This window comes from Streptococcus sp. ZY171113, from assembly GCF_057748235.1.
Window position 1 is genome coordinate 116,317 of sequence record NZ_CM173243.1, and the last position, 20,344, is coordinate 136,660.

Sequence of the window (20,344 nt, forward strand, 5' to 3'; positions counted from 1 at the left end):
ATGGCGAAAGAACTGATTTATTATCACTCGGGTCAGCGCTACAGCTATCGGCTTACCCCTAAGTCCCCTCAGGTGGTCTTTGGAGGCGAGCGGGCTGATGTGACGGTGTCCAGCCTGTCTCAAGCCCTAGTCTTCCAACTCAAGGGCCAAGATGTCCATTATGGCCTCGACGGTCAGGAAGGGATTCTTGAGTCTGGTCAGGTGTTGGCAGGCGGAAGAGTCTATGTGCGAGAAGCCAAGGCCAGTATTTTGGACCCTCTGGATCTGACGACCATCACCATTGGGTCAGAGGCTGGCAACCACCTGCCCCTGGCAGGTGAGGGGCAACTGATTCTGACCAAAACGACAGACAACTGGCGATTGGATGTTCTAGCTGGTCGTCCCTACCTCAACAACCGTTTGCTTCAATCTGCTCGACTGGATCTTTTGGTGGGGGCAGAAATCAGCCTGGGTGACCAGACCATCAAGGCCTTTCCAGATGAGCTTCATGTTTGGGGCATGGGAGAGGTGTCGCCAAGTTTGGCCAAACGGTCCAGTTCTCAACATGAGTTCTATGAGGACTATCCGGACTATCACCGGTCGCCCCGCCTGATTTACCGGCCATCTGAGGAAAAAATCTCCCTCAATGCGCCACGGCCGGAACCCAACAAGTCCCGTGAGGGCTTGGTCAAGCTGATTGTTCCCCCTCTGCTCATGGTGACCATGACGGTGGTCATTTCCATCTTTCAACCTCGGGGCCTCTACATCTTGACCACCTTGGGCATGACCCTGGCCAGCACCATCTTCTCGGTCACGGGCTATTTTAAGCAGGGGCGGGAATACAAGGAGGACCTGGCGGAGCGGACGTCGACCTACCGAACCTACTTGGCGGATAAGGCCAAGGAATTGGCTAGTTTGGTGGATACCCAATTTGCGGGTCAGCATTACCATTACCCGTCCATCACCCAACTCAGCCGTCTAGCTAATCGCTATGACCATCGGATTTATGAGAAAACTCCTCTACACTTTGACTTTCTCCACTACCGTTTAGGCTTGGGGACTGTTCCGGTCAGTTACCAGCTGACCTATAACCAAACGGAACGCTCTGGCAAACGAGACCCCTTGGAGCAGGAAGGCTATGCCCTCTATAACCGCTATCTCTCAGTAGATGACATGCCCATCGTGGCCAATCTGACCCAGGGACCTGTCGGCTATATCGGACCCCGCACCCTAGTCATCGAGCAGCTCCAGCTCATGGTCAATCAGTTGGCCATGTTCCACTCTTATCATGATGTGCAGTTTATCACCATCATGCCGGAGGAGGAGAAGGCAGCCTGGGATTGGATGCGGTTCCTACCACACGCCAGCCTCCAAAGCATGAATGTCCGCGGTTTTGTCTATAACCAACGGACCCACGACCAGGTCCTGAACAGCCTCAACCAAGTCCTCAAGCTCCGGCGGAGCCAAAAGGAAGACAAGAGTCAGCGCCAGTCCACCCTCTTTTCGCCCCATTACGTGGTTTTGGTGACAGATGAGAAGTTGATTTTGGACCACATGATCATGGAGTTTTTCCGTGAAGACCCGACGGAACTGGGCTGCTCCCTGATATTCGTTCAGGATGTCATGAGTTCCCTGTCAGAGAACGTTAAAACCATCATCAACATCAAGGACCGAAACACCGGCCAGCTGGTCATGGAGGCCGGTCAACTCAAGGAGATTGACTTTGCTCTGGACCACTTCCCAGAGGGTTACGACAAGGAAGCCATCGTCCGCCGCCTGGCCCCCCTCAATCACCTTCAAAACCTCAAGTCCTCTATCCCCGACCTGGTGACCTTCCTGGAGCTCTACGAAGCCCAGGGGGTTGAGGACCTGGCCATTGCCGAGCGTTGGGCCCAAAATGCCCCTTACAAGAGTCTGGCGGTGCCAATCGGCTTACGCGGCAAGGCGGACAAGGTCTACCTCAACCTGCATGAGAAGGCCCACGGGCCTCACGGTCTGGTGGCCGGCACAACGGGTTCAGGTAAGTCTGAGGTGATTCAATCTTACATCCTGTCCTTGGCGGTCAACTTCCACCCCCACGATGTGGCTTTCTTGCTCATCGACTACAAGGGTGGCGGTATGGCTAACCTCTTCAAGGACCTGCCTCACCTGCTTGGAGCCATCACCAACTTGGATGGTGCCCAATCCATGCGGGCTCTGGTCTCTATCAATGCGGAGCTCAAACGCCGCCAGCGCCTCTTCTCTGAACATGATGTCAACCACGTCAACCAGTACCAGAAAAAGTACAAGCTGGGTCAGGTGCCTGAGCCCATGCCTCACCTCTTCCTGATCTCGGACGAGTTTGCGGAGCTCAAGGCCAACCAGCCAGACTTCATGAAGGAGCTGGTATCGACGGCTCGTATCGGTCGGTCGCTGGGGATTCACTTGATTTTGGCCACTCAGAAACCGTCTGGTGTGGTGGATGATCAGATTTGGTCCAACTCCCGCTTCAAGCTGGCCCTCAAGGTGGCTGACCGGAGCGACTCCATGGAGATGCTTAAGACTCCTGACGCTGCTGATATCACCCAAATCGGCCGAGGCTACCTTCAGGTCGGCAACAACGAAGTCTATGAACTCTTCCAGTCAGCCTGGTCTGGGGCGGATTACCAGCCCGACAAGGACCAACAGGGCATCGAAGACCACACCATCTACGCCATCAACGACCTGGGCCAGTACGACATCCTTAACGAGGACCTGTCTGGCCTGGAAGAGGCTGACCAGATTAGTCAGGTGCCCAGCGAACTCTCAGCCATCGTGGCTGGTATCAAGAAGCTGACCCAGACCATGGGCCTGGCCCAGTTGCCCCAACCTTGGCTGCCACCGCTTGAGAAGAGGATTTATGTGGAGGACCTTGGGGAACTCCCCCTCTGGTCAGGCGATGGGCAAGATATCCAAGTGATTTTGGGGATGTTGGACAAGCCCCAAGATCAGTCTCAGGAGTTATTGGAACTCAATTTGACTGAGGATGGTCACCTTTTGCTCTATGGCTCGCCAGCTACTGGTAAGACCACCTTCCTGCAAACACTTATTTTCCAGCTGGCCAGAGGCTATTCGCCAGCGGAGCTTCATATGACCCTTCTTGACTTTGGGACAGGAGGCCTGCTTCCATTGAGCGGTTTGCCTCATGTGACGGATGTCATGCTTCTTGAGGAAGGGGAGAAGATTGCCAAGTTTATCCGCCTGATGGATAAGGAGATTGCCCGCCGCAAGAAACTCTTGGCTAGCCACAAGGTTAATCACCTGAACATGTACCGCCAGCTGACCGGTCAGGTGGAGCCGACTCTCGTCGTCATTGTGGATAGCTTTGAAGGTATGAAGGATGAGGCCTTTGAGGGGGAAATGGCCAAGCTCTTGACCAAGCTCTCCCGTGAAGGGCAAGCCATCGGTATCCATGTGGTCATGACTGCTAGTCGCCAAAGCAACCTGAGGGCTACCCTCTACGCCAACTTCAAGCACCAGCTGACCCTCAGACAACACGATAAGACGGATGCTCGCAGTGCGGTTGGTGTCAGCCAGCTGGAGATTGAAGACATCAAGGGTCGGGGCCTGATTAAACTGGATGATGTTTACAGTTTCCAGGTGGCCCTACCTGTCCGAGCTACCGATGACATCTCCCTCCTAGAGTTGACCCGGCAAGAAGTCGCCCGCCTGGCAAATGCCTGGACTGGTCAACGCCCAGAAGGGGTGCCGATGGTGCCAGAAGAGCTGACGGTAGAGGACTTCTACGGGCGGTCCAGTGTTCAAGCAGCCATCGCCCAAGGTCAAATCCCACTAGGATTGGACTTGGAGACAGTGGAAGCGGTGAGTTGGAAACGCCAGAAAGGGCCACTAGTTTATCTTGTTAATGATACTCAGCTTATGCAAAAATTTGCGGAACATGTCGCACGAGTATCACAAGCGTTAGATCGATACATGATGATTTTGAGTTCTCCTTATCACCAGTTGCCATCAGATTTGGGAGGTCAACTGTTTTCTGACACCGAATCTGTTAATGATATGTTAGAGGCACTGGCTGTAAAAATTGAGGAGCGGCTTAAACAAGATAAATCAGAACATGTCGCGACCTTAATGTTCTACGGTGCAACTGCTATGATTGAGCAGCTACCAGCTACAGCTCAATCTCATCTAGCATTCATTCTTGAAAAAGGATACCAGGCAGGTTATTGTAGTATTGTCTTGACAGACACTGATATTACCAAGAAAATAGATGTGGCTTCTAAGGCTATTCGAGCTGCTAAAGAGGGAATTCTAGGTGTCCGTGTTGCCGACCAAAACCTCTTTACAGTATTGAACAAACCTTTACGTGAAGGCATTTTGCCGCCACAGATTCATTACTACATTTCTGATCAACAAATGACACCAATTAAAGTTTTGATGTAGAAAAGGAGGAACACCATGAGCCGAGCTTCTATTTTAAGTCGCATTTCATCTGTCAATGCCTCACTAGGCTTAGCCAATAAGAAACTAAGTCAATTACGGGCAGCCAAGGCTAAGGTCAAAGGAGTGAGTACATTACTAGATTATTTAGTGACTAATCCAGGCCATCTGGCTGGTGACAAGTATGATGAGATGGAACAACAGGAAAAAGATTTTGTTCTCAATATTAAGCGCGATATGCACACGAAAAAAAGCAATGTGATCTCTGAACTGGATGTCCATATCGCTCGAGCTCAAGCAGAAGTTGATGGCTTAAATGGCACGCTTGTAGCCTTATTCCGTCAGCTCGAGTATGAGACAGATTAGGAGGGAAGAGATGGGAAATAAAGTAACGATTACAGATCTTAATGGCTTATCTGATTATGCGACGTCTATCAGAGAATTTGTCCATCAGTATGAAGAGCAGATTGCTAGTGTTAGACGCACATTCAACGAACAGGCGGAGGGGTCAACGGCTGATGCGATTAGTGCTTTCTTTGCTAAATTAAACGAGCTACAGCAACGGGTTTTTGACCAATTTCCAGATGCTCTACGCTCTTATGAGGAGGTGGTCTCCACCTACCATACTACCGTCAGTGGTCTTGGGTTTTCACGACTGGTCAAGAGCCAGGTTGAGGATGCAGAAAGTGTTGCTAAACTCCTGCGAGAGGATCAGCTAGAAGCCATTAAAACGATTACCGCGGCTCTTCAAGGGGCTTTCAATGACGCTGCGACAGCTATGGGAACCACCCCAGAGAGTGTTTCCTCAATCAATACGCTGTCGGAACAAGTCTTGACAGACGCGGCTAATAGTCGTAAAACACTGGGCAGTGACCTTGATGAGGCTTACCGCGTCTTTGTGGATGGGTTGAAGACCCAAACGGAGGCCATTAAGAGTTTAAACACCTCCATTTCTAATGTGGCCTATGTGACCAGTATTCCAGTTAGAACCATCTATAGTGCGATTCACTCTGGCAGACTGACTGCCGATGAGATGTATTATTTTAATTTAGTTAGCAGTAAGGAGGATGCCCAGGCTTTGAAAGCTATTATTGGTGATAATCCTGGTGATATTGTGGCTATTGATCCTTCTAAAATTTCTAATAAAGTCTATATTGTTGTCGCTGAGGAGATTACTGAATGGACGCAGAATCAAGATATTACCCGCTTCCAGCAGTTGATCACACGACTGTCGGATAAAACAGTTGAGCAGAATGATATCTTCACGAATAATTTATTAAAAGCGCAGGATGCTTTGGCTATTTCTCTGTTTGGTAAAATGTATACGCTCCATATTCAACAGTCTGAATTACCTATGGATGAGGAAGCCCTAGCAGTCTCTAATCTTGAAATGGAGACCTACAAAAGACAGTTAGATGCACTCAATAGGAACAATAGTTTATTGGTAGCTTTACAGCATTTGAAACTTGGGCAATCAGTTGAGTCTGTCACTGCTCCAACTGCTGTTGGGGGAAGAGCACTAACAGGTGATAGCGATACGGCACAACTCTATATCTATTCCAAGGTTGCTGGGAAAATTACATTTGAAATAGATAAAAAGGAAAGACTTGTATTTGTATTAAATACTGAAACCTATTACTTGACTAGTGCTGATGGCAATCTCCTCCCAAGAGTTAGCTATGATGAAACTAATCCAGTAAGAGGTAACTACGATATTTCAGCTACTGACAGTGATTTTGGGGCTAGTATGGGAGAGAGTAGCCAGCGTATTCAGGAACTTAATAAGGAACGACAAAAAGCTAAGGACGAGATGATTCTGAATATCATGGGGGATACTGTAAAAACAGGGATTTCATTAGCTCCTTATGGTAGCGTTGTCTTGGGGGCTATTGAGCTATCTTCCTCGTTATCTGAAAAAAACAACCTGGATCTTGCCCTCTTGTCAAACGATTTATCCCAACAGGGTTTGGAAAAAATACAAAAGCTCTATTTTGAAAAAACGGGGGTTACATTGTCAGATGAGCAACTGTCCTCTTATAAGAACCTAGGCGATGCTGGAAAAGATATGGTAGATAAGGTGTATGGACACTATCAGACTTATCAAGAGACACTAGTCCGAATTGACCAAGAAAAAAATGAACTAAAACAGAAGATGTATAATAAGTTAGTTGGTCAGGGAGCGACATCCTTAGATGGGACTGAACTAGAGGAAACAGTGAAGCAGATTCATCGGGAGCATCACCATGATTTTAGAGCCTTTTTAATCAGCAAGGAACTGGATGAGCATGGTTTAACCAAAGCCATTGAACAGATGAAGGTTAGTGAAGAGGACCTGGTAAAAACGATTATAAAGAAAGTCCCAAATGAGGGGGATCGTGGACGGCTAACGAGCTACCTTCTTGGCAAAGATTCTAGCCTGACCCTGGCAGACCTTAGTCCAGACGAGTTTGATAGATTAGACAGTATCGTTCAAAACCTAACAGGGGATGGTTGGACTGACTTAGGCAATTACTTTAATCAAAAATATGGAATGGAGCCGTGATGAAAAAAATATTATTTTTACTCTCTCTTTTTAGCATATTGTGTTTGGTAGCTTGTGCAAAAGTGACTGATCCCAAGGCTGAAGATAGGTTTAGGAGCATAACCCCCCAGTATGAGGTTAAGGATTACCAATTTATCGCCGACGGTAATGGCATTGTCATTGACTGGAAAATCACAAACAAATGGGAGTTGTTTTGGCATTCGGAGGCTTCTACAACCGCATCTATGGGGACCAGTAAAGAGTTTTTGGTGGCAAGTGTGTTCAAACTTCGAAGTATTAGTTTCACAAACGAATCAGGGAGCGATGAGTATTTTTATATTGATGTTTTTGATTTGCGAACAAGTCCTATCCAAAAGAAGCGACTTGATTTATGGGCATTGGTTCCAGAAGACTTGAAAGAAGACTATGCATTGTTTAGTATTGCGGATGACAGAATCTTTGTGGAAGATGGTCGCTATTATGCACTAGCATTCTTAGAGATGAAAGATTCTGTGAACAAATCTTTAGGCGGTGTTGACCCTTCAGTAAGAGATAAATACTTGAAAATCAACCTAGAAACAGGGCAGGTTGAAGGAGTGCTTAAAAGGGAGGAGGCGAGCGTTAAAAACCCTCTTTACGATAGGCTAGACACTGATATCGATAACTTAGGTGTAAAAAAGTATTCTACTAGCTTTGAAAAAACTGAGAACTATGATGGTCAGATCAACCTGGCAGTTACCGATAAAAAAGCCGCTCAACTGTTTTCCAAAGAACATGCCGTTGCTTACCAGCTAGTGGATATTGAAAACCAGACCGTCAAAAATAACCGTGAGTTGATCGACTTGCGAACTCAGTTTCTCCCTATAGGAACGACTATTTATGATGTCTCTTATTTTGCTTGGCATATCGGAGATGAGGAGGAAAAAAGACCTGTTACTAGCTTTGATGAGCTGGAACAATATTATGAAGAATATAAGATTGCATCACAGGAAAAAATTCGTCGTGCACAGGAGGAACTTGTTAGTGAACAAAAAGAGGAGCCTGAACGCCCATGAGAAAACGATTAACCATTTTATTGATTTTCATCACTTTAGGGGCTGCCATTTATACTGTAATCACTAACATAAGAAATAAAGATAGCATCAAATATTTAAGCCCACAGTACGAAGTTGAGGATTACCAATTTATCGCCGACGGCAATGGCATTGTGATTGACTGGAAAATCACGAACAAATGGGAGTTATCTTGGTACTCTAACGCTGAAAATACTCAATATAATATGGCTACTAGTAAAGCATTTCTAATTCAGGAAGTAGTCAAGCTTCGGAACAGTAAACTCACTAATCAATCAAAGAGAGATGAGTATTTTTACCTAGACATTTTTGATTTGCGGAATAACCCTATTAAAAAGAAACGCATTGATTTATGGGCATTGGTGCCAGAGGAACTGAAGGAAGACCATGAGTTATTTGGTATTATCTCAGATAGTATCTTTGTAGAAGACGGGAGCTATTATGGCATTGTAATTTTACATAAGAAAACAAAAGAATATCCTGGAATAGCGTATTTGAAATTGAATCTGGAGACGGGATTAGTAGAGGGTTTGCTTGCATCTGAAAACGTAGATACAAAAAATCCTCTATATAACGATTACTTGCTAAAGACTGTTATCGCAAACGAACCTGTAGAAAGTCCTTATTATAACGTTTATCAGAAAACTGAAAACTATGACGGTCAGATTAATCTATCTGTTACCGATGAGACAGCGGCTCAACTGTTTTCCAAAGAACATGCGGTGGCTTATCAGTTAGTGGATATTGAAAACCAGACGGTTAAAAATAACCGAGAGCTGATTGATTTGCGGACGCAGTTTCTCCCTATAGGCACGACTGTTTATGATGTTGCTTATTTCGCTTGGCTTATCGGAGACGAGAAGGATACTAGATCCGTCACAAGCTTTGAAGAACTTGAACAGTATTATGAGGACTATAAAATAGCCTCGGAAGAAAAGATACGTCAGGCTCAAGAAAAGATGAATAAGCTACAGAATCAGGGGGATTAACTATGGCTCAAAAATTAATTAACTATGAGCAACTAGAATCTGGTAAAGCTAAGTATGATGACAGAAGTTCCATGATTTTGGATGGGTCATCATGTGTTGATGACGAATCAGCAACCGTTATTGAGGATGGCACAGCTGCGATTAAGCTGATTAGCCAAAACGTTGCTGGTCTTGTGGATGGTTTGGCAACCTATTTAACTGATGTGGCAAGGGCATTTAAAGAAGCAGATGAAGAGTTGTCAAGGCAGAATGCCATGACACCACCAGCTCGTTCAGCACCGCCAACTGTTAAAAACAAGGGCTTCTATGAGATGTTGCCTTGACAAGTGAACTATAGAGGCATGAGTTTATTGTCTCGACCAAAAGAAACGGTTCGTCCGTTTCTTTTTCTATTTTCTGAGCTATCTTTTTGGGTGTTGCAGATAGCGGAAGCAAGCTAATCGGCGTTACAGCAAGACTGCCTGCTCTGCCATTTCCCTAAAAAGAAAAAATCCTCCCAAAAGGGAGGATAGTGTTTTAGTCCACGTAGAGTTTTGATTTGTTGCTGAGCCAGCTGTAAAGGAGGCCGATGAGGACACCGCCACCCACGTAGTTGCCCAAGCCTGAGAAGATGAGGTTGGACAGGACGCTGGCCAGGGTCATGCCCTCAACTGGGCCGCCAAATGAGAAGAAGGCCAGCGGGAAGAGGGAGAAGTTGGCGATAACGTGCTCAAAGCCAAGGAAGGCAAAGATGAAGATGATGAAGATAAGGGCGATAACGCGACCAGCGTCGTCTTTCATCCGCATGGAAATAAAGACGGCGATGTTTACCACGATGTTGGCGAAGATGCCTTCGACAAACTGGGTCAATGGGGTTTTCGCCAGTTTGGCTGCGGCTGCTTCAATCAGGTAGCTGTCGGCTTCCATGTGACCAGGTTGGAAAGGTGTGGTGAATGAGAGCAAGTAGGTGACGATGATGGCCCCAATCAGGTTGAAGAGGACACAGGTGCCCAGGATTTTCAGGGCTGTTTTGAGGGGCAGGACCTTGCGGTGAACGGCCGAAGTCATGTACATCATGTTTGATGTACCCAGCTCGGCGTTCATGTAAAGGATCATAACCAAACACCAGCCAAACATGAGGCCGTAGCTAAACTTGCCCAGGCCCTCTACGATGTGGTTAAGTTTGTCAGCGGTGTAGGCTGAGATGGACAAGCCGATAGCCAGGTAAACGCTGGCCATGATAGCCCGAACGGCGTAGGCCCAGTAGTTGGTCTCAATCAGGTCTGCTTTTTTCAGAATGCTTTTGTCAATGTTGTAAATCAGCGTGTCGTGCTGTTCTGCCATGATAATGCCTCTTTTCTATGTCTGTTTTCTCACAAAAACCAGTATAACAAAAAAAATCCTAAAAGGTAAGTCTTTTGCTGTTAAAATTCAAAAAAATCGGTCAAAAAGTATGTTAGAACAGAACGAGCTTACCAGGACTGTGTCAGTTTTTTCCTTGGGCAAGGGAGATTTGGTAGAGGGGCTTGGAAAAATCACCCAAAACGTGTTACAATAGGAAGATACAAGCAAGGAGGTGGATCATGGTCATGGATTCGATGCCATTTATGGTGATTGCTCAGGCCCAGGCCTATATGACGAGAGATGAGCTGGACTTGGTTAACCGTGCCATGATGGCCAGTGAACTCTACCATTACAAACAAGAGCGGCAGGAGATGGTCAACGGGAAACGGAAAGCCTTTTTTACCCATCCTGTTGCTGTGGCGGATTTTTTGGTGGGCTTAAAGTGCGATGGGGTGACGGTTGCGGCTGGTTTTTTGCATGATGTGGTGGAAGATGTTGAACATGTTTCGGTCGAAGACATTGCCTTGGCTTTTGGTCAAGACGTTGCCAATTTGGTTCAGGCGGTGACCAAGGTGAAACATGCTGACGGACGGAGTTGCCAGTCTTGCACAGCGGAGCAGTTTGACACTTGGATTGCCAAGGACCGTCGTGCCTTGTTGGTCAAGGCGGCGGACCGTTACCACAACCTTCAAACCCTGCGGCATCTGCCAGGCTTGAGTCGCCAACGGGGCAAGGTTGATGAAACCTTGACCGTCTATGTTCCCTTGGCCAGGGCCTATGGGGAGCAGGAACTGGCGACAGTTTTAGAAGCAGCTGCCCTGGAGGAATTAAAACGGATAGAAAGAGAGGAATTGACCAATGGCTAAGGATAAGCAACTGACGGGTCAGGAGGTTCTGGACAAGGTCGCAGCCTACATGAGCCCAGAGGATTATAAGTTTGTCGAACGGGCCTATCGGTTCGGCGAGATTGCCCACCAGGGCCAGACCCGCCAGTCGGGAGAGCCCTATTACAGCCACCCCATTCAGGTGGCGGGCATTTTGGCGGACCTTCACCTAGATGCGGCGACCGTGGCCTGCGGTTTCCTCCATGACGTGGTGGAAGACACCGAGGTGACTTTGGGTGAAATGGCTGAGCAGTTTGGCCAGTCTGTCGGTGTCATCGTGGACGGGGTGACCAAACTGGGCAAGGTCGAGTACCAGTCCAGAGAAGAACAGTTGGCAGAGAACCACCGCAAGATGCTCATGGCCATGAGCAAGGACCTTCGGGTTATCCTGGTCAAGTTGGCCGACCGTCTCCACAACATGCAGACCCTCAAACACCTGAGGCCAGACAAACAGGAACGGATTTCCCGTGAAACCATGGAAATCTATGCCCCCCTAGCCCACCGTCTGGGGATTAGTAGCATCAAGTGGGAGCTGGAAGACCTCTCTTTTCGCTATTTGAATGAGGCAGAATTTTATAAAATCAAGCACCTCATGAGTGAAAAACGTAAAGAACGTGAGGAGCAGGTCGAGGCCATCGTGGCCAAGATTCAGGACTACACCAAGGAACAGGGCCTGGTCGGTGACGTGTATGGCCGTCCCAAGCACATCTATTCCATCCACCGCAAGATGAGAGATAAGAAAAAGCGGTTTGATCAGATTTTTGACTTGATTGCCATCCGCTGTATCATGGAGACGACCAGCGATGTCTATGCCATGCTGGGCTACATTCATGAGCTCTGGCGGCCCATGCCTGGCCGCTTCAAGGACTATGTGGCAGCTCCCAAGGCCAATGGCTACCAGTCCATCCACACCACGGTTTACGGGCCGACAGGTCCCATCGAGGTTCAGATTCGGACCAAGGCCATGCACCAGGTGGCCGAGTATGGGGTAGCGGCCCACTGGGCCTACAAGCAAGGCATTACCAGCAAGGTGGACAGTCAGGAAACGGCTGTCGGCATGAACTGGATCAAGGAGTTGGCCGAGGTTCAAAACCAGGCCCATGATGCCAAGGAATTTGTCACCATTGTTAAGGAAGACATCTTTTCTGAGCGGATTTACGTTTACACCCCAGATGGGGCGGTCAGGGAACTGCCCAAGGACTCTGGTCCCATTGATTTTGCCTACGATATCCACACCAAGGTGGGGGAAAAGGCGGTCGGAGCCAAGGTCAACGGCAAGATGGTGCCCCTGAGCCACAAGCTCAAAACTGGTGATGTGGTAGAGATTGTCACCAACAAGAGTTCCTTTGGCCCTAGTCGAGACTGGATCAACCTGGTTAAGACCAACAAGGCCAGACACAAGATTCGCCAGTTCTTCAAAAACCAGGACAAGGAGCAGTCGGTCAACAAGGGCCGTGAGCTCTTGATTGCTGCCCTGCAAGAGGCGGGCTATGTGGCCAACAAGTACCTGGACACCAAACGGCTGGACGAGGTCATCGCTCGGCTTAACTACCGAAACGCTGAAACCCTCTATGCAGCTGTTGGGTTTGGGGAAATCTCTGCCACGTCAGTATGTAACAAATTAACCGAAAAAGAACGGCGGGAAGAAGAACGGGCTCGGGCCAAGGCTGAGGCCGAGGAACTGGTCAAGGGGGGCGAGGTCAAGCACGAGGCTAAGAAGGACGTTCTCAAGGTCAAGAGTGAGAATGGGGTCATCATCCAGGGGGCGTCGGGCCTCCTCATGCGGATCGCCAAGTGCTGTAACCCGGTGCCGGGCGACCTGATTGAAGGCTACATCACTAAGGGGCGTGGGGTGGCTATCCACCGGTCGGACTGCAACAACATCAAGAGCCAGGAGGGCTATGACCAGCGGTTGATTGAGGTGGAGTGGGACGACAGCAACACCAGCAAGGACTATGTGGCCAACATCGATATCTACGGCTTCAACCGACCTGGCATCCTCAACGACATCCTGCAAATCATCAGCAACACCACCAAGAGCCTGATGGCGGTCAACGCTCAACCGACCAAGGACATGAAGTTTGTCAACATCCACATCAAGTTCGGCATCCCTAACCTGTCCACCCTGACCACGGTGGCCGATAAAATCAAGATGGTGCCAGACGTTTACTCCGTCAAGCGGACCAATGGATAGGAGACTCGTATGCGGATTATCATTCAACGGGTGCGTGACGCCCAGTTGTCCATTGAGGGAAATAGCAGAGCAGCCATCCAGCAGGGCCTAGTCTTGCTGGTTGGGGTTGGCCCAGACGATGACCAGTCTGATATTGACTACGCTGTGCGAAAAATTGCCAACATGCGGATTTTCTCAGATGAGGCTGGCAAGATGAACTTGTCTGTCCAAGACATCCAGGGTCAAATCCTCTCGGTCTCCCAGTTTACCCTCTTTGCCGACACCAGAAAGGGCAACCGGCCAGCTTTCACAGGAGCAGCTGGCCCAGCTCTGGCCAGCCAGCTCTACGACCAATTCAACCAGGAACTGGCCCAGCTGGTTCCCGTCCAGACAGGTGTTTTCGGGGCAGACATGCAGGTTAGCCTGACCAACGACGGCCCGGTAACCATTATTCTGGATACCAAGGAAAAATAGACAATTGACCACCAGTTGATGAGCTGGTGGTTTTACTTGTGTTTTGTGAAAAAAAGAGTATACTTAAAGAAAACGATATCAGGGAGGTTTGGTATGGAAATGTTACTGTTCAGAAGTTTGGTGTTCCTAGTGCTAGGCGTGATAACCTATCTTGTTCAGCGGTTTGTTCTCAAAAAGCCAGTTGATCAGCGGCGAAAAACTTTGGTTAACCTTCTCATCTTTTGGTTGGGCAGTTCTCTGATTTGGGGATTGGATAAGGTTTGGCCAGGGACAGGAGGTTTGCTGGTGAGCTTGCTCCTGCTTGGTCTCATCTGGTTCTTCTTGGATATGATTGTCCTGATTCTGGTTATTAAAACGGTCAAACAACGTCGGCCATGGCAGTTGGCTTTGCGGGTGCTGCTTGGTTTGGCAGGAGTGGTCATCCTCTACACCTATTTCACTTAGCGTTTTAGACCTGAAAACACGTTCAGATACTTGGTTCTGGACGTGTTTTTTGTTATAATGGTGAAAACGTAAAAGGAGATTTATCATGACTGCGACAAAAATGTCTGCCCAAGAAATCATTGCCTTTATCGGTAATGCCAAGAAAACAACCCCTGTTAAGGTGACCTTTGAGGGTCAGCTGGCTGGTGAGGTGCCAAGCACAGTGACCAAGCTGGGCAATGTCCTCTTCGGTGACTGGTCTGAGGTGCAACCCTTGCTGGAGGGACTTGAACTCAACCGTGACTACGTGGTGGAGAACGATGCCCGCAACTCAGCTGTGCCATTGCTGGACAAAAAAGACATCAATGCCCGTATCGAGCCAGGAGCCATCATCCGTGACCAGGTGGCTATCGGTGATAATGCCGTTATCATGATGGGGGCGGTGATCAACATCGGTGCGGAAATCGGTAGCGGGACCATGATTGATATGGGGGCTATCCTGGGCGGCCGTGCGACCGTTGGGAAGAATAGCCACATCGGTGCGGGTGCGGTTCTGGCCGGAGTCATCGAGCCTGCCTCTGCCCAACCAGTTCGGGTTGGCGACAACGTTTTGGTCGGTGCCAATGCTGTCGTGATCGAGGGCGTGCAAATCGGTAACGGTTCTGTGGTTGCAGCTGGTGCCATCGTCACTCAAGATGTTCCTGAAAACGTGGTGGTGGCTGGTGTGCCCGCCCGCATCATCAAGGAAATCGACGCCCAAACCCAACAAAAAACAGCCCTGGAAGAGGCTTTGCGAAACTTGTAGGACCTGGCTTGACCAGTTGCAACATCGGCTGAAAGGGCTGACAGGTTGGCCCCTAACCGATGACTGGTCTTGCTAGTCAAAGGGCGACTCAGCTGAGTTGACTGTCATCAAGATAATAGAGACTGGGACAACAGTCCAAATCCCAATATTAAAAACGAACAAAGAAGGATTTCTGAAAATCAGAACCTCTCTTTGTTCGTTTTTTTTGGGCTTTCTGGTTTCGTCAGGAGATAATTGTATGAGATTTCGAAAACTCAAAATCTTTTTATCCCAGCCTCTTTGTTTAGCTAAGGTGGAGCAGTTCAGGGATGTATTGGAGGGCGAAGCGGTTTTCAGGACGGCTATCGCAGAGGTAGAGGATAGTGAGAAAGAGCCATTCAGCAGGCTTCATGAGCAGGTAGATGAGGTCTGCTTGCCAAGCCCAATTTATGTGCTTAGCAAAGGGGGAGCCGTAGCGGTCATAAATCTGACGAATGAAACGGTGTGCCTTGGGCAAATTGTTCTCAAGCAGCATGCTATTGATGTAGGAGAGGTATGTTGTCATAGCTTTCATGATAGGCAAAAGAAGCAAGACAGGCAAGGAATAAAGTGATGACAGCAGGAGGTTCTTGATTAGTAAAACCTTTTCATTTTCCTTGCTTTTTGCTATAATAGGCTTATCTTAAGAAGGAGCATTCCCATGAAATACATCGTCAACAACTCAAACGACCCAGCCTACAACATCGCATTGGAAAGCTATGCCTTCCGTGAATTGGTGGGCGAGGATGAACTCTTCATCCTTTGGATTAACGAGCCTGCCATCATCATCGGTAAGCACCAGAACGCCATCGCTGAGATTAACAAGGAGTACACGGATGCTAACGGCATCCATGTGGTTCGTCGCCTGTCAGGTGGTGGGGCAGTTTACCATGACCTCAACAACCTTAACTACACCATCATTTCCAACAAGGCGGACGAGGGGGCCTTTGACTTCAAGACCTTCTCTAAACCTGTGATCGACACCCTGGCCAAACTCGGCGTTGAGGCCAACTTTACGGGCCGTAACGACCTGGAAATCAATGGCAAGAAAATTTGTGGTAACGCCCAGGCCTATTACAAGGGCCGCATGATGCACCACGGCTGCCTGCTCTTTGATGTGGACATGACCGTTTTGGGCGATGCCCTCAAGGTCTCTAAGGACAAGATTGAGTCCAAGGGCGTCAAGTCGGTTCGGGCCCGTGTGACCAACATCAACAACGAACTGCCTGAAAAGATGACCGTTCTGGACTTCAAGGAGGCCATCCTCAACCAGATGAAGGAAGCCTACCCAGACATGACCGAGTATGTTTTCTCGGATGAGGAGCTGGCTAAAATCCAAGAAATCCGCGACACCAAGTTTGCCACCTGGGACTGGAACTTTGGGCAAACCCCAGACTACACGGTTGAGCGTAACGTCCGCTACGATGCCGGTAAAATCACCAGCTACATCCAGACGGAAGGTTCTATCATCACTGGCCTCAAGATTTACGGGGACTTCTTCGGTATCGGCGACGTCAGCGACATCGAACAGCTCCTGATTGGCACCCGCTACGAGTATGCCGATGTTTTGGAAAAATTGCAAAGCATCGACACCACCCACTACTTCTCACGCATGACGACCGAGGAAGTTGCCAAGGCTATCGTGGCTTAAACTTTGAATGCTGGAAGTAGTTTAAGGTTTATTTAAGGAAGCCTGGCTATAATATAGTCATTCCTAAAACTTTTTCATAAATCTCCGCAAAGCCCCTACTAGTTTTTCCTAGTGGGGTCTTTGTTTTCCCTCGCTGTTCAAGTTTTTTTGGCTCGGGCATCCAGGGCCTCTCCCCAGGCCCTGTCCCTCCTAAAACTTTTTCATAAATCTCCGCAAAGGCCCCGCTAGTTTTCTAGTGGGGCCTTTGTTTTATCTACGAATTCAAAAGAGAATATAAACTAAATGTATTACAGCATAAAATTTTTTGAACGTTTTATTCTCAACTAATAGAGTGAAACTATTCATCTTTAAGTTTTGATAGTATTCTGTGGAATGATAATAACATAAATAAAAATGGAGTAAATAAAAATGTGACCGCAACGTGCCAACCTCTGAGATATAACATGATAAAAAATGTCATAAAGAAGGCGATGTGAACAAAAATTATTTTTTTAAATTCTGAAATTATTATTTTTTTCATAGAATTACCTCTTTTTGTTTGTAATCGTTACCAAACAATTGTATATTATTTTTGTAAAAAAAACAACTGGAGGTATTATCATGAATAAATTGTTTAAGTTAGTTTCTACTGGCGTAATCGCTGTTACTTTGAGCACTACATTTGCGCCCACTCTAGTCGTATTAGCAGATGATTCCGCCTCAGAGGTGGTTTCTGTTCAGAATAGTGCCACTATTTCAACTGATATGGGAAATGTTATTTTAACAGCAATCTCCGAAAATGTTTATCAGATTATTTATCCCGATGGAACGATTGATACTTTTGAACGACGTAGCGATGGGGTATATAAAAACAATGAATTTTTCTTGCCTTTACAAGAACTCAATACCAATAGAACTGCATTTAGAGCAGCCACTTTAAATCAATGGTATTATTTGGGAACAAGTAGAGGTGATGTCTCTAATATGTAAACCATAAACGGAGTAATCAGTGGCCTTATGGGTGCACTCCTTAGCTATGTGACTGGAGGAATCGCCTTCCCTACTGTAGCTTCAATAATGATGGGTGCTGTCTCATCAAATTTTCCTGCTCATTATTTCATCATGACAAGTTATGTTCATCCTCAAAATAGACAAATAAAGACAATTACCAAGTATTATAGAAACTCAGATTATACTGGATATGTTACAACAAAAACATCTATTTCGAATTTTTAAAAAATTTTATTAAAATTTAGAAAATAGTATAGTTTATAAATTCAATGATGTTCGCTGTTAGGTCACCAAGAAAAGCTACTTGTTAGAATATGTAAAAGCCCTTATTGTCTCTGTGGACATGAAGGGCTTTTCGCATCGAAAAAGTGTGCCTTCCCAGTCCTACTCAACTGGCCTGGTTTGTGCTATAATGTCTAAAAAAGGAGGATTTTATGCAACGGTCAAAAAGAAAACAGCCTGGAAAGGGCTTGTTGCTGGGCTTGTCAGCACTCATTGTCGTTTTAATGGTGGTTTTGGGATTCTTGGTTAAGCAGGTCTTTTTTGATGAGGTGGCTGAACCCAAGCAGGAACAAGTGGCAGGGCAAACTGGTCAGTCCGAGACAGGTGCTTCCAGCTCGGCCATTTCCCCAGAAAAATCATCCCAAAAGGCCTGGAAGGTCCAGGAGGCCCCGGTCAAAATCCCCATCCTCATGTACCACGCCATCCACGAGATGGCACCCGAAGAGGCCCACAACGCCAACCTAATCGTGGCACCAGAGGTCTTCGAGAGCCATGTGCGGGCCCTGGCGGAGGCGGGCTACCACTTCCTGACGCCCCAGGAGGCCTACCGGGCCCTGACCGAGAACGCTTTGCCAGCGGACAAGGTGGTCTGGCTGACCTTTGATGATAGCCTATGGGACTTCCACGCTGTGGCCTTTCCCATTTTGGAGAAATATGGGGCTGTCGCGACCAACAATGTGATTACAGGCTTGACCGAGAGCGGCCAGGCAGGGCATTTGAGCCTGCCGCAGTTGCAAGAGATGCAGGCTGCTGGTCAGACCTTCGAGGCCCACACGGTGACCCACCCAGACCTGAGTGCCACCAGTAGCGAGGGCCAGCAGGAGGAGCTGGTCGCCAGCAAGGCCTATCTGGACAGGGAGCTAGGTCAGGAAACGACCACCATCGTCTACCCTGCTGGCCGTTACGATGAGACGACCCTTGCTCTGGCAGAGCAGGCAGGCTACAAGCTGGGTCTGACCACCAACGAGGGTCTGGCCAGTCTAGACAACGGCCTCTTGACCCTCAATCGGGTACGAATCCTGCCCACCACAACAGCAGAAGGGCTCTTGGCTTATATTGAAGGAGAGTAGAAGAGGGTTTGGCCCTCTTTTTTGATTTTGTGCTATAATAGCCACCCCTCCCCCAGCAGTCTTGTATTTAATTTTCACGAGCGAGTTTATCCTCGCTCGTTTTATAATTCTCCGATAAATCGGTAATGTAGTTCAATCGTGACTTGCCGATTTTTTCCTCGTCCAGTTGGTTGGTGGACAATAATCTTGTCAATCAGCTCATTTACCAGATGTGGGGTGAGTCTTTCAAGATTGGTGTATTTTCGGATAGTCGTCAAAAACTTATCGATGTTCTCCGCAGATTCGGTTTGGGTGTTCAAAATTTTTCGAAGCTCCGCAACCTTGCTATTAAGCTCTGCTTGCTCACTTTCATAGCTATCTGCCAACTTTCGGAATCGCTCGTCACTAATTTTGTCCAGAAGTTGCTTTTCATAGAGTTTTTGGATAATGGTATCGAGTTCCTTGGCTCGATTTTCAGCCTGATTTAACTGTTTGCGGTGTCCGTCCTGCTTTTGATTTTCTCGAATGTCAAAGCGAGATTTTAGCTTTTCGAGCAATTTTTCTTCGTCCAAATGAATAGAAGCAATCAGTTGTTGGAGGTCGTTAAGGACAAGCTCCTCCAAAACAGCCTTTCGAAGATAATGCGAGCCCGAACAGGTATCGCCAGCCCGATGATAGTGATAACACTTGTAGTGGTCGAGATTGGTTTCGGCTTTTTGTTGCGGACAAAAGCTGAGTTTATGCCCATTTTCGCAAAAGACCAAACCCGCAAAGAGATTTTCGTGACCAGGTTTGTTTTTCCAATTGTGTCTTGGAACCACTCGCTTATGTTCAAGCATTTTTCGAACCGTTTCGAAATCTTCTTTCGAGATAATCGCCTCGTGCGTATCTGGAAAAATCAACCAATCCTCACGAGGACGAAGATGACAATCCCTTTGTTTGTAGGAAACTTTGGTGGCACGAGTGAATCTTATTCTTGAAATTTGTATTGGCTCTTTATCTACTGATAACAAAACTCACCTACCTCAAAATACCCAAAATAGATAATAAGTCGCCTGCCAAAACACCGCAGAAACGGCGATACTTCGGCAACAAAATCTCACTCGAAGCGAATAGCGATGCGAACGCCAAAAGCAAGCAAAAACGGCTGAAATACCAGCCGTTTTTATATGTTATTCTGATTTTTCGAGGATGTCTGTTTCTAAAATTTCAACTGCTTGATCCATTCGTTTTTGGGTGTAGTCATCGGAAAATTCAGTCTATTCGATTTTATCCAGCAGAGATTTAACTTCGT

Annotated in this window: 16 protein-coding genes and 1 pseudogene; 14 read left to right on the forward strand and 3 right to left on the reverse strand. The window is 47.5% G+C overall.

Annotated features, from left to right (window positions below; translation table 11 throughout):
* From essC to AC3ARB_RS00705, 6 genes are read left to right on the forward strand one after another with little or no spacing between them, the layout of a single operon-like run.
* Positions 1-4,398 (forward strand): type VII secretion protein EssC, encoded by a 4,398-nt coding sequence (gene essC / locus AC3ARB_RS00680; protein ID WP_488320676.1) that lies wholly within the window; start codon positions 1-3, stop codon positions 4,396-4,398.
* 15 nt (positions 4,399-4,413) lie between these two features.
* A complete protein-coding gene (locus AC3ARB_RS00685) occupies positions 4,414-4,761 on the forward strand; it encodes a hypothetical protein (RefSeq protein ID WP_488320677.1) in 348 nt (115 codons plus the stop codon).
* Positions 4,762-4,771: 10 nt separating this feature from the next.
* Positions 4,772-6,937, forward strand: a complete 2,166-nt coding sequence (locus tag AC3ARB_RS00690) for a hypothetical protein (RefSeq protein ID WP_488320678.1) — start codon at positions 4,772-4,774, stop codon at positions 6,935-6,937.
* On the forward strand, positions 6,937-7,971 hold the full coding sequence (locus tag AC3ARB_RS00695) for a hypothetical protein (RefSeq protein ID WP_488320679.1): 1,035 nt from the start codon (positions 6,937-6,939) through the stop codon (positions 7,969-7,971). The genes AC3ARB_RS00690 and AC3ARB_RS00695 overlap by 1 nt, the downstream gene beginning before the upstream one ends.
* A complete protein-coding gene (locus tag AC3ARB_RS00700; protein WP_488320680.1) occupies positions 7,968-8,978 on the forward strand; it encodes a hypothetical protein in 1,011 nt (336 codons plus the stop codon). Before AC3ARB_RS00695 ends, AC3ARB_RS00700 begins: the two co-directional genes overlap by 4 nt.
* Before the next feature lie 2 nt (positions 8,979-8,980).
* On the forward strand, positions 8,981-9,301 hold the full coding sequence (locus AC3ARB_RS00705; protein ID WP_488320681.1) for a hypothetical protein: 321 nt from the start codon (positions 8,981-8,983) through the stop codon (positions 9,299-9,301).
* A gap of 193 nt (positions 9,302-9,494) precedes the next feature.
* Here the strand turns inward: AC3ARB_RS00705 and AC3ARB_RS00710 are convergent, their stop codons facing one another.
* Positions 9,495-10,301 (reverse strand): formate/nitrite transporter family protein, encoded by an 807-nt coding sequence (locus tag AC3ARB_RS00710; protein WP_488320682.1) that lies wholly within the window; start codon positions 10,299-10,301, stop codon positions 9,495-9,497.
* A gap of 239 nt (positions 10,302-10,540) precedes the next feature.
* Between AC3ARB_RS00710 and AC3ARB_RS00715 the strand changes: the two genes are divergently transcribed.
* The 5 genes from AC3ARB_RS00715 (at position 10,541) to dapD (ending at position 15,060) form a co-directional block, all read left to right on the forward strand.
* Positions 10,541-11,167 carry an HD domain-containing protein gene (locus tag AC3ARB_RS00715; RefSeq protein WP_488320683.1) on the forward strand — a complete coding sequence of 209 codons (627 nt, stop codon included), beginning with the start codon at positions 10,541-10,543 and terminating at the stop codon, positions 11,165-11,167.
* A complete protein-coding gene (locus AC3ARB_RS00720) occupies positions 11,160-13,379 on the forward strand; it encodes a RelA/SpoT family protein (protein ID WP_488320684.1) in 2,220 nt (739 codons plus the stop codon). Before AC3ARB_RS00715 ends, AC3ARB_RS00720 begins: the two co-directional genes overlap by 8 nt.
* A gap of 9 nt (positions 13,380-13,388) precedes the next feature.
* Positions 13,389-13,832: a D-aminoacyl-tRNA deacylase gene (gene dtd, locus AC3ARB_RS00725; RefSeq protein WP_488320685.1), complete on the forward strand. Its 444-nt coding sequence runs from the start codon at positions 13,389-13,391 to the stop codon at positions 13,830-13,832.
* 93 nt (positions 13,833-13,925) lie between these two features.
* Positions 13,926-14,276 carry a hypothetical protein gene (locus tag AC3ARB_RS00730; RefSeq protein ID WP_488320686.1) on the forward strand — a complete coding sequence of 117 codons (351 nt, stop codon included), beginning with the start codon at positions 13,926-13,928 and terminating at the stop codon, positions 14,274-14,276.
* An 85-nt stretch (positions 14,277-14,361) separates the two neighbouring features.
* Positions 14,362-15,060: a 2,3,4,5-tetrahydropyridine-2,6-dicarboxylate N-acetyltransferase gene (gene dapD, locus AC3ARB_RS00735; protein WP_488320687.1), complete on the forward strand. Its 699-nt coding sequence runs from the start codon at positions 14,362-14,364 to the stop codon at positions 15,058-15,060.
* A gap of 283 nt (positions 15,061-15,343) precedes the next feature.
* Here dapD and AC3ARB_RS00740 read toward each other — a convergent pair.
* Positions 15,344-15,571: pseudogene (locus AC3ARB_RS00740) on the reverse strand (DUF6688 family protein); the annotation flags it as partial.
* Positions 15,572-15,739: 168 nt separating this feature from the next.
* Here AC3ARB_RS00740 and lplA point away from each other — a divergent pair.
* The 3 genes from lplA to AC3ARB_RS00755 all read left to right on the forward strand — a co-directional run bounded on the left by lplA (position 15,740) and on the right by AC3ARB_RS00755 (position 19,071).
* Complete coding sequence (gene lplA / locus AC3ARB_RS00745; protein ID WP_488320688.1) at positions 15,740-16,729, forward strand: lipoate--protein ligase; 990 nt, start codon at positions 15,740-15,742, stop codon at positions 16,727-16,729.
* A gap of 600 nt (positions 16,730-17,329) precedes the next feature.
* Positions 17,330-17,698, forward strand: a complete 369-nt coding sequence (locus AC3ARB_RS00750; RefSeq protein WP_488320689.1) for a hypothetical protein — start codon at positions 17,330-17,332, stop codon at positions 17,696-17,698.
* A 455-nt stretch (positions 17,699-18,153) separates the two neighbouring features.
* Positions 18,154-19,071 carry a polysaccharide deacetylase family protein gene (locus AC3ARB_RS00755; RefSeq protein WP_488320690.1) on the forward strand — a complete coding sequence of 306 codons (918 nt, stop codon included), beginning with the start codon at positions 18,154-18,156 and terminating at the stop codon, positions 19,069-19,071.
* Between the two features lie 101 nt (positions 19,072-19,172).
* Here the strand turns inward: AC3ARB_RS00755 and AC3ARB_RS00760 are convergent, their stop codons facing one another.
* Positions 19,173-20,063, reverse strand: a complete 891-nt coding sequence (locus AC3ARB_RS00760) for a DUF4368 domain-containing protein (protein ID WP_488320691.1) — start codon at positions 20,061-20,063, stop codon at positions 19,173-19,175.
* Positions 20,064-20,344: the final 281 nt, after the last annotated feature.

Bases quoted from the DNA above. Each gene is read 5' to 3' on its own strand.
- essC (WP_488320676.1), top strand. From the start codon at position 1: ATGGCGAAAGAACTGATTTATTATCACTCGGGTCAGCGCTACAGCTAT.
- AC3ARB_RS00685 (WP_488320677.1), top strand. From the start codon at position 4,414: ATGAGCCGAGCTTCTATTTTAAGTCGCATTTCATCTGTCAATGCCTCA.
- AC3ARB_RS00690 (WP_488320678.1), top strand. From the start codon at position 4,772: ATGGGAAATAAAGTAACGATTACAGATCTTAATGGCTTATCTGATTAT.
- AC3ARB_RS00695 (WP_488320679.1), top strand. From the start codon at position 6,937: ATGAAAAAAATATTATTTTTACTCTCTCTTTTTAGCATATTGTGTTTG.
- AC3ARB_RS00700 (WP_488320680.1), top strand. From the start codon at position 7,968: ATGAGAAAACGATTAACCATTTTATTGATTTTCATCACTTTAGGGGCT.
- AC3ARB_RS00705 (WP_488320681.1), top strand. From the start codon at position 8,981: ATGGCTCAAAAATTAATTAACTATGAGCAACTAGAATCTGGTAAAGCT.
- AC3ARB_RS00710 (WP_488320682.1), bottom strand. From the start codon at position 10,301: ATGGCAGAACAGCACGACACGCTGATTTACAACATTGACAAAAGCATT.
- AC3ARB_RS00715 (WP_488320683.1), top strand. From the start codon at position 10,541: ATGGTCATGGATTCGATGCCATTTATGGTGATTGCTCAGGCCCAGGCC.
- AC3ARB_RS00720 (WP_488320684.1), top strand. From the start codon at position 11,160: ATGGCTAAGGATAAGCAACTGACGGGTCAGGAGGTTCTGGACAAGGTC.
- dtd (WP_488320685.1), top strand. From the start codon at position 13,389: ATGCGGATTATCATTCAACGGGTGCGTGACGCCCAGTTGTCCATTGAG.
- AC3ARB_RS00730 (WP_488320686.1), top strand. From the start codon at position 13,926: ATGGAAATGTTACTGTTCAGAAGTTTGGTGTTCCTAGTGCTAGGCGTG.
- dapD (WP_488320687.1), top strand. From the start codon at position 14,362: ATGACTGCGACAAAAATGTCTGCCCAAGAAATCATTGCCTTTATCGGT.
- lplA (WP_488320688.1), top strand. From the start codon at position 15,740: ATGAAATACATCGTCAACAACTCAAACGACCCAGCCTACAACATCGCA.
- AC3ARB_RS00750 (WP_488320689.1), top strand. From the start codon at position 17,330: ATGAATAAATTGTTTAAGTTAGTTTCTACTGGCGTAATCGCTGTTACT.
- AC3ARB_RS00755 (WP_488320690.1), top strand. From the start codon at position 18,154: ATGCAACGGTCAAAAAGAAAACAGCCTGGAAAGGGCTTGTTGCTGGGC.